Genomic DNA, 14,590 nt, shown 5'->3' on the forward strand with positions numbered 1-14,590 from the left:
GCCCTTCCTTGCTTTATGGCAGCATTTTTACCGCAATAGGCTGGCCTTTTTGCTGCTTTTTAATCAGTCTTTTAGTTCTGTCTATTACATCACCAACCAGCTGGCCGCAAGCGGCATCTATATCGTCGCCGCGGGTTTTACGTACAATAACAGTAAAGCCGTATTCTTGTAAGACTTTGTTAAATCTGTCAATCCGTGAATTGCTGGAACGCTTGTACGGTGACCCCGGATAAGGGTTAAACGGGATCAGGTTTATCTTCGACGGTGTGTCTTTTAACGCCTGCGCCAGTTCATGCGCCTGTTCCATACTGTCGTTCACGCCATCCAACATCACATACTCTACTGTGACCTTGTCATTCGCCTTAGAGTTCGCAACATATCGTCTTGAGGCGGCTAAAAATTCTTCCATCGGGTATTTGCGGTTTACCGGCACCAATTCGTTACGCAGTTCGTTATTCGGTGCATGCAGTGATATCGCCAGTGCGACGTCGATTTTATCGCGTAGTAAATCCAACGCCGGTACAACGCCTGAGGTGCTTAACGTCACGCGGCGCTTAGATAAGCCAAAGCCAAAATCTTCTAGCATTAACTCCATCGCTGGCACCACGTTGTTAAGATTTAACAGCGGCTCACCCATGCCCATCATGACCACGTTAGTTACCGGTTTGTCACCGGTATCGCCATAGCTACCAATAATCTGCGCCACACGCCAGACCTGGCCAATAATTTCAGACACGCTAAGGTTGCGGTTAAAGCCCTGCTGAGCGGTGGAGCAAAAGGTACAATCCAGTGCACAGCCAACCTGCGACGACACGCACAAGGTACGGCGGTCTTTCTCCGGGATCCACACGGTTTCAACTTCCTGACCGCCACGTAAACCCATAACAAACTTGATAGTACCGTCGCTGCTATCCTGGCGGGTAACCACCACCGGCGCTTCTATCACGCAGCGAGCTTTCAGTTTTTCCCGCAATACTTTATTGATATTGCTCATCTTATCGAAATCATCGATACAGAAGTGGTAAATCCATTTCATTACCTGATCGGCACGGAACGGCTTCTCGCCCATATCAACGAAAAACTGCTGCATTTCTGCGCGCGTTAAATCAAGTAAATTAATTTTGTCATGCTGCTCAGTCATTTGCAGAGCGCTCCTTACCACAATAAACAATAACCATAAAACACTGTACCAACATGCACTAAGGGGGCTCGCTGCCCCCTTAGTCCGTTACCGTAGGCGATTAAAGCTTAACGGGTACGGGCACAAAGCTCGGCTTCAGTGAAGAAGTAAGCAATTTCACGTGCAGCAGAGGCAGAAGCGTCAGAACCGTGTACAGCGTTCTCATCGATGCTGGCAGCATAGTCGGCGCGCAAAGTACCTGCAGCGGCATCTTTCGGGTTAGTAGCACCCATGATTTCGCGGTGTTTACGCACGGCATCTTCACCTTCCAGCACTTGCACCATTACCGGGCCAGATGTCATAAATGACACTAAAGCAGCAAAGAATGGACGCGCGCTATGCTCAGCATAGAATCCTTCAGCCTGTTCTTGGCTTAAGTGTAGCATTTTGGCAGCAACGATACGTAAACCGGCAGACTCGAAACGGTTGTAAATAGCACCAATAACGTTTTTAGCTACGGCATCCGGCTTGATAATTGAAAAAGTACGTTCTAACGCCATGACAGGCTCCTGGTTAAGTTGGTTTAAATTAAATGATTAAAATTTAAGGCGGCAAATTATACGCTAGTTGTAAAAAAAAACCTATTTTTGCAGATAAAAAAGCCGCAACTTAGTGTTACGGCTTTTTATGACAAAACGGCTAATGTATTCATCAGCGTTAAAACGTCGCTACCACCTTTACACTGCCATCGACACTGCCGCTACTAATATAACCAATAGCCGTGGTATCAGCCGCTACCGCAGCTTTTACCGCCGCATCATCGGCCAGTTCTTTGGGCGGCGTACCTTTACCGGTAAACACCAATTTCGACCAATATGCCTTTAACTGTGCCGACGAACGACTTAACACTTTACTGTCAAATTCGTCCCTGCTGGCCTGTCCTTCAGCCAAGTTAAGCGGTGTCGCTTTACTGCCATCTGCGAAACTGGAAGTCCGGCCTAAAAACAACCGGTTCAGATCATCGGTAGAAACCGCATTAGCATTTCCCGGATTAACAATGACCGAAATCTCGGCGTGCACGCTTATACTTAGCGCCATCACCAACAGTGCAAATATACGTATCATCTAGTTTCTCCTTAAAATACCAGGTCAACACCAGCAACCACCAACCCTAGTCGATCATCTGTCAGCCTGTTTTTCTGCGAGGTGTATTGCAGCTTAAATGCGGCCGAAGGATGAAAGTCATATCTTAAACCTATGTTCAGCGTATCGGCTTCCCGCGCCTGGCTTTGCACTGTCGCCACAGCGCCAAAATATAACGGTGCCAGAGGTGTAGTGGCCAGATTTTGGAACGGTTGATATATCTCGGGCTTAGCATCATGCCGCTCCCACTCATGGGACACATAAGGCGTAACGCTACCAAAGCGATAACCGACAGAGATAAAATAATTGTCGCGTTTAGCAAAGAAGGTGTTGTCAACTTCTGTGCGGTTAAATTCAGCCACTATGACTAAATTTTCTCTATCAATACCAGCACCTACACCGAAGAAAGTACCCTTGTCTTTGTCAAAACCTATGCCTCTGGCTAATTCACCCTGACCATTGCTAGTTAATGCCGCCAACAGATTATTAACACTCTCATTAGCAAATACTAATGTGGCATCAGCTGTGTAATAAGCGACCCGAAAGTTGTACCAGTCACGGCTCAGTTCCCAGCTCGCACCATAAAAGCCTTCGAGCTTGCCGTCACCCAAGCCTGTGGTACCGCTATAGCCACCTATCATTGCCATAAAAGTGGAGTCAAAGCCACCTATCACATCGGTCCGATATAGTGATACGCCTTCAATATTGTTAAAACCCAGACCATAGACACTGCGTGGCACACGAGACCAGTCGTAGGCATAGCCCACGTCCATATACTCTGAGTACTTATAAAATGGCGCGCGTAAGCGACCTGCATTGATGGTGGTATTGTCGTTTAACTGATACGACAAAAAGGCCCACTCGAAGCTGATATCAAAGTCTTCATTACCCCGGCCCATCATTTGTGCTGTGACCGAGAGTTTTTCACCCAGATCAGAGCGCACCTGCAGTGCCATCAAACTCTCATTTTTAAAATCCAATTCGTCAGTATAGCCATATAGCTGCTCATCGCTGCCCATCGTCATACCAGCTTTAATTGAGGCAAAGCCGTTAATGGTTGTATCAGCGAATGCCGGAGTGACAAGCCCGGCTATCGCGAGCGCTATTAGAGATTTTTTTATCATAATTACTCCATACGTTTATCGATGTCCTGATGATCCTAGCTCAAATAGCGCAATACTCCAGCACACATTAGTCTTTTATTAAGTGAGATCAGTTATTTGCATAAAAAAACGGCCATATGGGCCGTTTTTTATATATTTGCTGGCTAATTAATGGCCTTCACTGACCATATTTACCGTGTATTTTGGGATCTCTACCACCAGATCTTCATCAGCAATACGTGCCTGACAGCCGAGGCGGGATTCTGGTTCCAAACCCCAGGCTTTATCCAGCATATCGTCTTCCAGCTCATCGCTTTCATTCAGCGAGTAAAAACCCTCACGAACAATGACATGACAGGTTGTACAAGCGCAGGATTTCTCGCAAGCATGCTCAATAGCTATACCGCTGCGTAGTGCAACATCTAATACTGTCTCACCGGTTTTGGCTGCAATAGCAGCCCCTTCCGGGCACAGTTCAGCATGGGGTAAAAATACAATTTGTGGCATCTGTTATACCTCGTCCACGTTATGGCCTGTTAACGCACTGCGCACGGATTGATCCATGCGTCGAGCGGCAAAGTCGTCAGTCAAATGGTTAGTGTGTTCAATTGCAGCTTTGATTGCTGCAATGTCATCCGCTTGTTTTACCCGGCTAAGCTCAGTCAACGCCTGCTCAATCGCTTCAAGCTCATCAATGCCAAGCAGGGCTGAGTCTGCGCGTAACGCTTGTGATACCGCTTCAAGTACACGTTCAGCTTCTACTTGTTGCTCGCGCAGCAGTCGAATTTGCATATCTTGCCGCGCATATTGCATAGAGCCTTTCAACATCGTCGCCACTTGTTCATCAGACAGGCCATACGACGGCTTTACCTGAATATTGGCTTGCACGCCGCTGGATTTTTCCTGCGCAGTAACACTTAATAAGCCATCGGCGTCAACCTGAAAAGTAACACGAACATGTGCACCACCAGCAGGCATGGCAGGGATGCCGCGTAGTTCAAATCGTGCCAGCGAACGGCAATCGTCTACCAGTTCACGCTCACCTTGCACCACATGCAGCGCCATTGCAGTCTGGCCATCTTTAAAGGTGGTAAATTCCTGCGCCCGCGCTACCGGGATCACCGTATTACGTGGAATAATTTTTTCGGTTAGCCCACCCATGGTTTCAAGGCCTAATGACAGCGGAATAACATCCAGCAACAAGGTATCGCCATCGGCTTTATTGCCCACCAACACATTGGCTTGAATGGCAGCACCAATCGCCACCACTTTATCCGGATCAATAGAGGTTAGCGGTTCGGTAGCAAAAAACGCGGCAACCTGATTGCGCACCAAAGGCACCCGGGTAGAGCCGCCCACCATTACCACTTTAACAATATCTTCGTTACTTAAGCCGGCATCTCGCAGTACCTGGCGACAGGCTCGGATAGTTTTTTTCACTAATGCCGATATCAGCTGTTCAAAATTAGTCTTATTCAGCTTGCCATCCACATCGCCCCGGGCAGTTGGCACACTAAAGCTGACGTCATCACGCTCAGTGAGTTGCTCTTTAACCTGACGGGCCAGGGTTAAGTATTGCCGCATTTGCTGATGCGACAACTCGGCTTCGCCAGTTTGCTGCTGTAAATAGTTTACGATGGCATGGTCAAAATCATCACCACCCAGCGCGGAGTCACCACCGGTGGCTAACACCTCAAACACACCACGACGCAGCCGTAAAATAGAGATATCAAAGGTGCCACCGCCCAAATCATATACGGCAATTATCCCTTCCTGGCCTGAGTCCAAACCGTAGGCCAGTGCAGCAGCCGTCGGCTCGTTCAATAAACGCATTACCGTTAAGCCGGCTAATTTAGCAGCATCTTTGGTGGCCTGACGCTGAGCATCATCAAAATAGGCTGGCACAGTAATCACCACGCCGTTTAATTCACCACCCAGGGTTTCGCTGGCAGTATTGGCCAGTGTAGCCAGAATTTCCGCTGACACTTCTACCGGATTTTTCACGCCTTGCACTGTGTCTATCGCCACTAAACCGTGCTGATCAACCAAGCGGTACGGCACCTGCTGCTTTAGCGCAGCCGTTTCCTGGTAACCTTTACCCATCAAGCGTTTTACTGACACTATAGTGTTGTCGGCATCCTCTACCGCCGCCGCCATCGCCGCATCACCTACCACTACACGGTCTGCCGTGTAACGCACCACCGATGGCAGCATATCCCGGCCTTGGCTATTTGCCAGCGTTTTGGCTTCGCCACTGCGCACGGCAGCCACCAGCGAGTTAGTGGTACCCAGATCAATGCCGGCCGCCAGCTTGTGCTGGTGCGGCGCAGCGCTTTGTCCCGGCTCTGCGATTTGTAATAACGCCATAGTGTTGTTTAGTCTTGTAGTTGCTGTTCAATCAGCTCCAGCTCTTGCTGTAGCTTAAAGAAGAATTTTAGTTTACGAATAAGGTCAGCCGCCAGCTGGTCTTGTTCGGAGGTTTCAGTTACTAATGCTGCGCCAAGTTGCTTTAACAGCGCATTTTTTTGCTGCTGCAACTGTCTGTCTATACTGTCGATCACCGCGTCAGGATCTGCGCTGTTGTCAATGTCGGCCAGTTGTTCCCGCAGTTCCATCTGCTGCATTAAAAACTGCGGATCAGTAAAGCTGCGCTGCTCGTGGCTTATTTTCAAACCACGCAGCGCCAGTAAGTGCTCTGCGCGTAATAGCGGCTGCTTTAAGCTGTGATAAGCATCATTAATGTTGGCCGTTTGCTGCACTGCCAGCAGTTTATCGCGCTCAGATCCACTGCTGTGCTGGTCCGGATGGAACTGCTTTTGCAGCTTCAGATAGCGAGAGCCAAGCTCGGTTAAATCCAGCTCGAACGTCGCCGGCAGATTAAACAGCTGAAAGTAATTCATCCGGCCCCTAGATACTTACCGTTTGCACTTAAACCGTGAAGCTTTCGCCACAACCACATTCGCCATTGACGTTAGGGTTATTAAACTGAAAACCTTCGTTAAGGCCTTCTTTGACGAAGTCCAACTGGGTACCATCGATATAAACTAGGCTTTTGCCGTCGACAATCAGTTTTAAATCATCGTGATCAAAAACCTGATCGTCATCGTTTAGCGTGTCGACAAACTCCAGTACATAAGCCAGGCCAGAACAACCAGTGGTTTTTACACCCACTCGTAAACCTATGCCTTTACCACGGTTATGCAAGAAGCTGCGTACCCGCTCAGCGGCTGCTGTGGTCATCGAAATAGCCATTTACTTAGCCCCCGTGCTTTTGCTTGTAGTCAGCAATAGCGGCTTTAATGGCATCTTCTGCCAGAATAGAGCAATGGATTTTAACCGGTGGCAACGCTAATTCTTGTGCGATGTCCGTGTTAGTGATTTGTTGTGCTTCATCCAGGCTTTTGCCTTTAACCCACTCGGTTACCAGCGAGCTTGACGCTATAGCACTGCCACAACCATAGGTTTTAAACTTGGCGTCTTCAATAATGCCCGCAGCATTCACTTTGATCTGCAATTTCATTACATCACCACAAGCGGGTGCACCCACCATACCCGTGGCAACGCTGGCGTCGTCTTTATCAAACGAGCCAACATTGCGTGGGTTTTCGTAATGATCGATTACTTTATTACTGTAAGCCATGATAGTTACCTCAATATGCAGCTGGCGCGCTTAGTGCGCGACCCAAGCTACAGTGTTTAAATCGATGCCGTCTTTGAACATATCCCAAAGCGGTGACATAGCACGCAGTTTTTCAATCGCCTGATGCACTATTTTAATTGTGTGATCAACTTGTTCTTCCGTGGTGAAACGGCCAATACTGAAGCGGATTGAGCTGTGCGCAAGTTCATCACTCATACCCAATGCACGCAGCACGTATGATGGCTCCAGGCTGGCAGAAGTGCAGGCAGAGCCTGATGATACGGCGATATCTTTTAACGCCATAATCAACGATTCACCTTCAACGTAGTTAAAGCTGATATTAGTAATGTGCGGTACGCGCTGCTCACGATTACCGTTTAAAAACACCTGTTCAATATCTTTTACGCCGTTTAATAAACGATCACGCAATATAGTAATACGTTGAATCTCACCGTGCATTTCTAGCTTGGCGATACGAAATGCCTCGCCCATAGCGACAATTTGGTGCGTAGGTAAGGTGCCTGAACGCATACCACGCTCGTGGCCGCCACCGTGCATCTGTGCTTCTAAACGAATACGTGGCTTACGGCGCACAAACAGTGCCCCTATGCCTTTTGGGCCGTAAGCTTTGTGGGCTGAAAACGACATTAAATCGACTTTCAGCGTTTGTAGGTCGATTTCAACCTTACCAGCAGCCTGTGCTGCATCAACGTGAAAAATAATACCTTTACTGCGACAAAACTCACCAATGGCGGCAATGTCTTGCACAACGCCGATCTCGTTGTTAACAAACATCACGCTGATAACCGAGGTATCAGGGCGAGTAACCGCCTCAAGCATTTCAACCGTAACTAAACCATCAGTTTGCGGCTGCAGATAGGTAACCTCATAACCTTCACGTTCCAATTGGCGCATGGTATCTAAGGTAGCTTTATGCTCGGTTTTTACCGTGATGAGGTGCTTACCTTTTTTGTGGTAAAAATCGGCAGCGCCTTTAATCGCCAGATTATTTGATTCGGTGGCACCTGAGGTGAATACAATTTCACGCGGGTCGGCATTAACCAGCTCAGCAATCTGGCTGCGGGCAATTTCTACAGCTTCTTCTGCCTGCCAGCCGAAACGATGCGAACGCGACGCCGGATTACCAAACTCGCCGTCCATGGTTAAAAATTGCATCATTTTTTCCGCTACGCGCGGGTCGACCGGGGTAGTTGCAGCGTAATCCAGATAAATAGGTAGCTTCATTATTTGCTCCGTGTTGCCTACAGCTGGCAGCTGACTTCAATATCAGTTGCCGGATTCTTTACAATGCGGCTGTTTTGCCGTTTTGCCAGGTTTTTTACGTCTTGCTGGTTTACCAGCTCGCCCAGCGTAATGCCGGTAAGAAAATCTTCAATGCGGTGGCTTAAGTCGCTCCACAAGGTATGGGTTAAACAGCGCGTACCGCTATGACAGTCAGATTTACCCTGACACCGGGTTGCATCTACCGACTCGTCTACGGCACTTATTACATCAGATACCGAAATCGCGCTTGCTTCCCGCCCCAGTTGATAACCACCACCCGGGCCGCGCACGCTGCTTACCAAGCCTTGTTTACGCAAGCGGGCAAACAATTGCTCAAGATAAGATAACGAAATACCCTGACGCGTAGAGATATCGGCCAGTGGCACAGGCCCATTGGCCGTATGTAAGGCCACATCCAGCATAGCCGTTACCGCATAGCGGCCTTTCGACGTTAATCTCATGGTTTGCTCCCCGAAAACACTGGCGCTATTTTACTTTCCTGACTGTTTTAGTCAAGTATTAATAACCTAGTGCTTTAGTCAGGTATTAAGCTATAAGGTTCCATGCGGGTGCATGGTTAAATATTCGGGTCAAAGGCCTCAACATCGCGTTTACGCTCTTGGGCTGCACGCTGTTCGGCTAGTTTAAAGTCTTCTCCTTCAATATCTACTGTAGGCATTTCGCCACAAACATTACCACCTAGTTGGTTTACACTGTGGCACAGCTCGCCTACTTTATTATCCAGAAACTGAATATGATCCAACATGCGACCAATAGCATTGGCAACCGGATCAGGGTTATCGGCCGCTACGGCATAGGCATCAAAGCCAAATTTTTGCGCCAGTTGTTTGCGTTCAGCACTTACTTCAACATCTGCTTTAGCCACGATACGGCCCGGGATACCAATCACGGTCGCACCTGCTGGTACATCTTTTACCACCACGGCATTAGAACCGATACGAGCATTTGCCCCCACTGTTAACGGGCCCAGCACCTTGGCACCGGCGCCAATTACCACGCCATTGGCCAATGTGGGGTGACGTTTACCCGGGTTCCAGCTGGTGCCGCCCAGTGTCACGCCATGATACAAGGTTACGTCGTCGCCAATCTCGGCGGTTTCACCTATCACCACGCCCATGCCGTGGTCGATAAAAAACCGCCGGCCGATTTTAGCGCCCGGATGAATTTCCACTCCAGTTAGCCAGCGCGCGATGGTACTTAAAAATCGCGCCAGCCACTTCCAGTTGGCACGCCACAATTTGTGGCTAACCCTATGCCACCAAATGGCATGCAAACCGGGATAATTGGTTAATACTTCAAAGCTGCTGCGCGCCGCTGGATCGCGCTCAAACACACTTTTAATGTCTTCTTTGATGCCCGCAAACATGCCCTACTCCTTTTCGCCCTGTGCTTTACGGCCAAAACGCTGCACTGAGGTTAAGATGCCACGCAAAATATTGTATTCCGCTTCTTCCGGCCGTGCCCGGGTAAATAGACGTTTTAACTTAGTCATTACCACACCAGGATGTTGCTTGATAATAAAACCGGTGTCGTTCAGGGTCTGTTCCAGGTGCTGATAGAAATTTAGCATTTGTTCGTTGCTAGGATAGGCGATTTCGTCTTCAGCAATGGCTGGCTGCACCTGCTGCTGTAAAAATGCCATGCGCACCTCATAGCAAACAATTTGCACCGCCATCGCCAGATTCAGTGAGCTGTATTCCGGGTTCGCCGCAATGCACACGTGATAATTACACAGCTGCAGTTCGTCATTGCTTAGCCCGCTGCTTTCACGACCAAATACCAGTGCAACCGGGTGTGTTGCCGCCTCGAGTACAGCTTGTATGCCGCACTCACGGGGCTCCAGCATAGGCCAGCTCAAGGTACGTGAGCGCGCGCTGCTACCGATCACCAGCGGGCAATCCGTAATAGCCTGTTGCAGGGTGTTGAATACTTTAGCATTAGCCAAAATATCGCTGGCGCCTGCCGACAGCGCATAAGCCTGGCCATCAGGTAGCTCTTTAGGTGCCACTAAATACAACTGAGACAGGCCCATGGTTTTCATAGCACGGGCTACCGAACCAATATTGCCGGTATGGGTTGTGCCAACGAGAATAATACGGATTTGGTCTAACATAAGGCTTCCCGCGTAAAAGGGCCGGTATTCTACCACAGGCAAATGCAATTGTTGATGAGAAAATAGCAGTCTGGCCATCTGAATAAAACAGATTAATGCGCCAAGGCAACCTGCTTTTTAAACATTGTTTTGCTACACTAGCGCCACTTTTACTACAGGGAACCACGAAGATGAAAACTATAACACTGGCAGCTGCGCTGTCTGCTCTTCTGTTAAGCCCACTGAGCTATGCCGATGATAACGCTGAAGCATTGCAAATGGCGGTTGATCATCCCAGCCGCAGTCCAGCTAATGTTGCCCGGGATCAATACCGAAACCCGGTTGCCACCTTGCAGTTTTTTGAAGTAACCCCAGCCAGCACTGTGGTAGAAATATCACCTGGCGGTGGCTGGTATACTGAAATTCTGGCACCGTTGCTGGCGGCGCACGGTACTTATTATGCCGCGCACTTCCCAGCTAACAGCGAGTCAGACTATTACCAACGCAGCCGCGCGGGTTTTGTTGAAAAGCTGGCGGCTAACCCCGTGTATAACCGTGTGCAACTAACTGAATTTGCACCAGACAATAGCGGTGCTATTGCCCCTACAGGCAGTGCCGATGTGGTGTTAACCTTCCGCAATCTGCATAACTGGTACGGCAACGGCGGTGACGCCGGCATGCTGGCCATTTTTACTGATTTTTACAAAGCGCTTAAGCCTGGTGGCATTTTGGGTGTAGTAGAACACCGCCTGCCAGCAGATAAAATGAGCGCTGACTGGAAAAAGACCGGTTACTTCCCACAAGCGCTTACCATTAGCCTGGCCGAGCAAGCGGGTTTTGTATTCGAAGCCGCAAGCGATGTAAATGCAAACCCTAACGATACTGCAGATCATCCAGGCGGTGTCTGGACTTTGCCGCCAGTACTGCGCTTAAAAGAGCAAGATAAAGACAAATATATGGCAATAGGCGAAAGCGACCGCATGACGCTGAAGTTTCGTAAGCCTTTGACTAAATAAATTTTTAGATAATTGACGGAAAGCTAAATGAACGTACTGGTAATCGGCGGCGGTGGCCGCGAGCATGCACTTGCCTGGAAAGCGGCACAGTCTCCTCTGGCAACTCAGGTTTTTGTCGCACCAGGCAATGCCGGCACTGCGCGTGAAAGCAATCTCACCAATGTCGCTGTAGCCGCAGATGATGTTGCAGCATTGCTGGCCTTCGCCAAAGCGGAAAACATTACTTTGACTATCGTTGGCCCGGAAGCACCGCTGGCCAAAGGAGTCGTCGATGCATTTCGTGCTCAAGGCCTGGCTATTTTTGGCCCCACACAGGCGGCAGCACAGCTGGAAAGCTCCAAAGCCTTTGCCAAAGACTTTTTAGCGCGGCACAACATACCTACCGCCGCTTATCAGACGTTTACAGACATTGCTCCTGCCAAAGCGTTCGCCAAAACGCTAGGTACACCGGTGGTAATTAAAGCCGACGGTTTAGCTGCAGGCAAAGGCGTTATTATTGCGCAAACACAGGACGAAGCTGACGCAGCCATCGACGATATGTTGTCGGGCAACAAGTTTGGTGATGCGGGTAGTCGTGTGGTAGTTGAAGAGTTTTTAACCGGTGAAGAAGCCTCCTTTATTGTGATGGTAGATGGCGAAACAGCGCTACCATTTGCCTCGTCGCAAGATCATAAAGCACGCGACAACGCCGATAAAGGCCCGAATACCGGCGGCATGGGTGCTTATTCACCGGCTCCGGTGGTAACGCCTGCAGTGCACGATTGGGTAATGCAGCATGTGATTTACCCCACGGTTAATGGCATGGCAAGCGAAGGCACGGTATTTACCGGCTTTTTATACGCGGGCTTAATGATAGCGCCGGATGGCAGTGCAAAGGTACTGGAATTCAACTGCCGTTTTGGTGATCCGGAAACCCAGCCAATTATGCTCAGACTGCAATCCGATTTAGTTGACCTGTGCCTGGCTGCAACCAAAGGTGCACTAGCCGATAAGCCAATCCACTTCACCCGCGACGCGGCAGTGGGAGTAGTGTTGGCGGCCGGCGGCTACCCAGACAGCTATGCCAAAGGTATGATAATCAATGGATTAGATGGCGCCGACAGCAGCTCTGCAAAAGTGTTTCATGCTGGCACCGAGCTAAAAGATGGCCAGGTTGTTACCAATGGTGGCCGTGTTCTGTGCGCCACAGCGTTGGGCAGCAATGTCACTTCAGCACAGCAAGCGGCCTATCAACTGGTAAATAAAATTAGTTGGGACGGCATGTTTTGTCGTACCGATATCGGTTATCGCGCCATTGCCCGTGAGCAAAAATAATATGTGCTATAACGGTATATCCTTAGCACTGCTGGCAGTATTAATAATTAGCTCGCCAGCAGCGGCCAGCTGCAGCACCGAATTTAGCAGTATTAATACCATTCAAGGCAGCAGTGACATTAGCCCGCTACTTGGCCAGCAGGTGAACACTCAGGGTGTAGTAACAGCAATAATTTACCCTGATAGTAAGGCTGCTGGCATTGTGCTGCGGGCACCAAACACCACTAGCCTAAACGAAGCTAACAGTTTGTTTATTGCTGATCGAGAAGCAGCGGGCATATACAGCCCAGGGCAGTTACTGCAAGTTAGCGGCACAGTGACGGAGCTGCAGCAGCTTACCAGCCTGGCGCAAATAACGGCAATAAATTTATGTGGTGATGACGCTAATACTGCAGCAATACCGCTGAGCTTGCCGTTAGCGGCCGGACTAGATTGGGAGCAATTGGAAGGTGCCTTACTTAGCATTGACCAAACACTGATCGTTAACGATACCTACAGTTTGAGCCGCTTCGGTGAAATAACGCTGGCGGATCAGCGCTTAATGGTGCCAACAGAGATTATGGCACCAGGCGAAGCCGCCGCGAAGCTTAACGATACGCAACAGCAGCGGCATATGCTGGTGCTGGACGATGGAAAATACCAACAAAACCCGCAGCCGCTGCAGGTTGGAAACATTAGTGTAAGTGCCACCAACACGGTACGAGTGGGAGATGCGGTAAGCCAAATAAAAGGCGTATTGCTGCAAGATGACCGCGGCTATCGCTTGGTACCCACAGTACAGCCGCAGTTTACACGCGCGAATCCGCGGCCGGAAAAACCTGCCAGCAAACCCACCCGCGCTTTACGTGTAGCAAGCTTTAACGTGCTGAATTATTTTAACGGCGAGGGGCAAATCCCGGCCTTTCCTACCCGACGCGGCGCAAATAGCCCGGCAGAGTTTCAGCGTCAGCAAGCAAAAACCGTAGCAGCACTAGCCGCGCTGGATGCCGATATTATTGGTTTGCTAGAAGTAGAGAACAACGGCTACAGCGTCAATGGTGCCCTGGCCGACCTGACCCGCGCGCTAAATAAAGTCGTCAGTAAACCCTATCGTTATGTGATTACCGATGAGCAACCCGGTACAGATCAAATTAAAGTCGCACTGCTATACCGGCCATCTACCGTGAATGTTGAAGGCCATGCCGCCATGCTACTTGGCCCGCCATTTGATTGGGGCAGCCGGCCGCCGCTGGCGCAAAGCTTTCGCCATCTGGCGTCTAATCAGCTCGTAACGGTAAGCATTAATCACTTTAAATCGAAAGGCAGTTGTCCAGAGGACACTAGCGATGTAAATGCCGACCAACACGATGGTCAGGCCTGCTGGAATGCATTGCGTACACAATCGGCAAAAGCGCTTAGTGATTGGCTACATAGCCAACCCACCGGCGTGGAAACCGATAAGCAGCTTATTCTTGGCGACTTGAATGCCTATCGGATGGAAGATCCGCTGCGCGCACTGGAGCAACAGCAATGGCACTATCTCAGTGCGGCCTCAGGTACAACCTATTCGTACGTCTATCGTGGCCGCAGCGGCTCACTGGATCATGTGTTGGCAAGCCCCGCGCTGGCAAAACAACTAGCGGGCATACAGCACTGGGCAATAAACGCCGATGAACCGACTTTGCTGGATTACAACACAGAATTCAAAAGCGATGCCCAACAGCAGCTGTTTTATGCCCCCTCGCCCTATCGCTCGTCGGATCACGACCCGGTGCTGGCAACCTTTCAATTCTAGGCCGACCACTGAACAGCAACCGACAGTTAACACTGTTGGTTGCTGTTCATGACTCGCCAGGGTAAATAAACAGTTGCGCCAAC

The 14,590-nt window shown here is 49.6% G+C and carries 16 protein-coding genes; 3 read left to right on the forward strand and 13 right to left on the reverse strand.

The window, feature by feature from the left end; translation table 11 throughout:
- Positions 1–13 precede the first annotated feature (13 nt).
- The 13 genes from rlmN to trmJ form a co-directional block, all read right to left on the reverse strand.
- Positions 14–1,141, reverse strand: a complete 1,128-nt coding sequence (gene rlmN, locus I4W93_RS07295) for a dual-specificity RNA methyltransferase RlmN (RefSeq protein ID WP_205309574.1) — start codon at positions 1,139–1,141, stop codon at positions 14–16.
- Between the two features lie 107 nt (positions 1,142–1,248).
- A complete protein-coding gene (ndk, locus tag I4W93_RS07300; RefSeq protein ID WP_205309575.1) occupies positions 1,249–1,680 on the reverse strand; it encodes a nucleoside-diphosphate kinase in 432 nt (143 codons plus the stop codon).
- A gap of 157 nt (positions 1,681–1,837) precedes the next feature.
- Positions 1,838–2,245, reverse strand: a complete 408-nt coding sequence (locus I4W93_RS07305; protein WP_205309576.1) for a phosphate ABC transporter substrate-binding protein — start codon at positions 2,243–2,245, stop codon at positions 1,838–1,840.
- An 11-nt stretch (positions 2,246–2,256) separates the two neighbouring features.
- Positions 2,257–3,387, reverse strand: a complete 1,131-nt coding sequence (locus I4W93_RS07310) for a porin (RefSeq protein ID WP_205309577.1) — start codon at positions 3,385–3,387, stop codon at positions 2,257–2,259.
- A 147-nt stretch (positions 3,388–3,534) separates the two neighbouring features.
- Positions 3,535–3,873, reverse strand: coding sequence for an ISC system 2Fe-2S type ferredoxin (gene fdx / locus I4W93_RS07315; RefSeq protein WP_205309578.1), 339 nt, complete (start codon positions 3,871–3,873; stop codon positions 3,535–3,537).
- Positions 3,874–3,876: 3 nt separating this feature from the next.
- Positions 3,877–5,733, reverse strand: a complete 1,857-nt coding sequence (gene hscA, locus I4W93_RS07320; protein ID WP_205309579.1) for a Fe-S protein assembly chaperone HscA — start codon at positions 5,731–5,733, stop codon at positions 3,877–3,879.
- Between the two features lie 8 nt (positions 5,734–5,741).
- The gene (gene hscB / locus I4W93_RS07325) at positions 5,742–6,266 is read right to left on the reverse strand and encodes a co-chaperone HscB (protein ID WP_205309580.1); all 525 of its coding nucleotides are present in this window, start codon (positions 6,264–6,266) and stop codon (positions 5,742–5,744) included.
- A gap of 28 nt (positions 6,267–6,294) precedes the next feature.
- Positions 6,295–6,618 (reverse strand): iron-sulfur cluster assembly protein IscA, encoded by a 324-nt coding sequence (gene iscA / locus I4W93_RS07330; RefSeq protein ID WP_205309581.1) that lies wholly within the window; start codon positions 6,616–6,618, stop codon positions 6,295–6,297.
- A 4-nt stretch (positions 6,619–6,622) separates the two neighbouring features.
- Positions 6,623–7,006 carry a Fe-S cluster assembly scaffold IscU gene (iscU, locus tag I4W93_RS07335; RefSeq protein ID WP_205309582.1) on the reverse strand — a complete coding sequence of 128 codons (384 nt, stop codon included), beginning with the start codon at positions 7,004–7,006 and terminating at the stop codon, positions 6,623–6,625.
- Positions 7,007–7,036: 30 nt separating this feature from the next.
- Entirely contained in the window at positions 7,037–8,251 is a 1,215-nt protein-coding gene (locus I4W93_RS07340; RefSeq protein ID WP_205309583.1) for an IscS subfamily cysteine desulfurase, read from the reverse strand.
- 17 nt (positions 8,252–8,268) lie between these two features.
- Positions 8,269–8,751: a Fe-S cluster assembly transcriptional regulator IscR gene (gene iscR / locus I4W93_RS07345; RefSeq protein WP_205309584.1), complete on the reverse strand. Its 483-nt coding sequence runs from the start codon at positions 8,749–8,751 to the stop codon at positions 8,269–8,271.
- Between the two features lie 116 nt (positions 8,752–8,867).
- Positions 8,868–9,677: a serine O-acetyltransferase gene (gene cysE, locus I4W93_RS07350; protein WP_205309585.1), complete on the reverse strand. Its 810-nt coding sequence runs from the start codon at positions 9,675–9,677 to the stop codon at positions 8,868–8,870.
- Between the two features lie 3 nt (positions 9,678–9,680).
- Positions 9,681–10,424, reverse strand: coding sequence for a tRNA (cytosine(32)/uridine(32)-2'-O)-methyltransferase TrmJ (trmJ, locus tag I4W93_RS07355; RefSeq protein ID WP_205309586.1), 744 nt, complete (start codon positions 10,422–10,424; stop codon positions 9,681–9,683).
- Positions 10,425–10,594: 170 nt separating this feature from the next.
- Between trmJ and I4W93_RS07360 the strand changes: the two genes are divergently transcribed.
- The 3 genes from I4W93_RS07360 to I4W93_RS07370 are packed head-to-tail and all read left to right on the forward strand — an operon-like array spanning position 10,595 to position 14,507.
- A complete protein-coding gene (locus I4W93_RS07360) occupies positions 10,595–11,419 on the forward strand; it encodes a class I SAM-dependent methyltransferase (protein WP_205309587.1) in 825 nt (274 codons plus the stop codon).
- Positions 11,420–11,446: 27 nt separating this feature from the next.
- Positions 11,447–12,733 (forward strand): phosphoribosylamine--glycine ligase, encoded by a 1,287-nt coding sequence (gene purD, locus I4W93_RS07365; RefSeq protein WP_205309588.1) that lies wholly within the window; start codon positions 11,447–11,449, stop codon positions 12,731–12,733.
- A 1-nt stretch (position 12,734) separates the two neighbouring features.
- Positions 12,735–14,507: an ExeM/NucH family extracellular endonuclease gene (locus I4W93_RS07370; protein ID WP_205309589.1), complete on the forward strand. Its 1,773-nt coding sequence runs from the start codon at positions 12,735–12,737 to the stop codon at positions 14,505–14,507.
- Positions 14,508–14,590 lie beyond the last annotated feature (83 nt).

Origin of the sequence: Rheinheimera maricola, assembly GCF_016918075.2 — a bacterium.
Lineage (GTDB): Bacteria > Pseudomonadota > Gammaproteobacteria > Enterobacterales > Alteromonadaceae > Alishewanella > Alishewanella maricola_A.

What these genes read in the sequence shown, in the direction of transcription:
- I4W93_RS07370 (WP_205309589.1), top strand. Translation starts at nt 12,735, where the DNA reads ATGTGCTATAACGGTATATCCTTAGCACTGCTGGCAGTATTAATAATT.
- ndk (WP_205309575.1), bottom strand. Translation starts at nt 1,680, where the DNA reads ATGGCGTTAGAACGTACTTTTTCAATTATCAAGCCGGATGCCGTAGCT.
- purD (WP_205309588.1), top strand. Translation starts at nt 11,447, where the DNA reads ATGAACGTACTGGTAATCGGCGGCGGTGGCCGCGAGCATGCACTTGCC.
- rlmN (WP_205309574.1), bottom strand. Translation starts at nt 1,141, where the DNA reads ATGACTGAGCAGCATGACAAAATTAATTTACTTGATTTAACGCGCGCA.
- I4W93_RS07360 (WP_205309587.1), top strand. Translation starts at nt 10,595, where the DNA reads ATGAAAACTATAACACTGGCAGCTGCGCTGTCTGCTCTTCTGTTAAGC.
- I4W93_RS07310 (WP_205309577.1), bottom strand. Translation starts at nt 3,387, where the DNA reads ATGATAAAAAAATCTCTAATAGCGCTCGCGATAGCCGGGCTTGTCACT.
- iscA (WP_205309581.1), bottom strand. Translation starts at nt 6,618, where the DNA reads ATGGCTATTTCGATGACCACAGCAGCCGCTGAGCGGGTACGCAGCTTC.
- iscU (WP_205309582.1), bottom strand. Translation starts at nt 7,006, where the DNA reads ATGGCTTACAGTAATAAAGTAATCGATCATTACGAAAACCCACGCAAT.
- hscA (WP_205309579.1), bottom strand. Translation starts at nt 5,733, where the DNA reads ATGGCGTTATTACAAATCGCAGAGCCGGGACAAAGCGCTGCGCCGCAC.
- fdx (WP_205309578.1), bottom strand. Translation starts at nt 3,873, where the DNA reads ATGCCACAAATTGTATTTTTACCCCATGCTGAACTGTGCCCGGAAGGG.
- I4W93_RS07305 (WP_205309576.1), bottom strand. Translation starts at nt 2,245, where the DNA reads ATGATACGTATATTTGCACTGTTGGTGATGGCGCTAAGTATAAGCGTG.
- I4W93_RS07340 (WP_205309583.1), bottom strand. Translation starts at nt 8,251, where the DNA reads ATGAAGCTACCTATTTATCTGGATTACGCTGCAACTACCCCGGTCGAC.
- iscR (WP_205309584.1), bottom strand. Translation starts at nt 8,751, where the DNA reads ATGAGATTAACGTCGAAAGGCCGCTATGCGGTAACGGCTATGCTGGAT.
- trmJ (WP_205309586.1), bottom strand. Translation starts at nt 10,424, where the DNA reads ATGTTAGACCAAATCCGTATTATTCTCGTTGGCACAACCCATACCGGC.
- hscB (WP_205309580.1), bottom strand. Translation starts at nt 6,266, where the DNA reads ATGAATTACTTTCAGCTGTTTAATCTGCCGGCGACGTTCGAGCTGGAT.
- cysE (WP_205309585.1), bottom strand. Translation starts at nt 9,677, where the DNA reads ATGTTTGCGGGCATCAAAGAAGACATTAAAAGTGTGTTTGAGCGCGAT.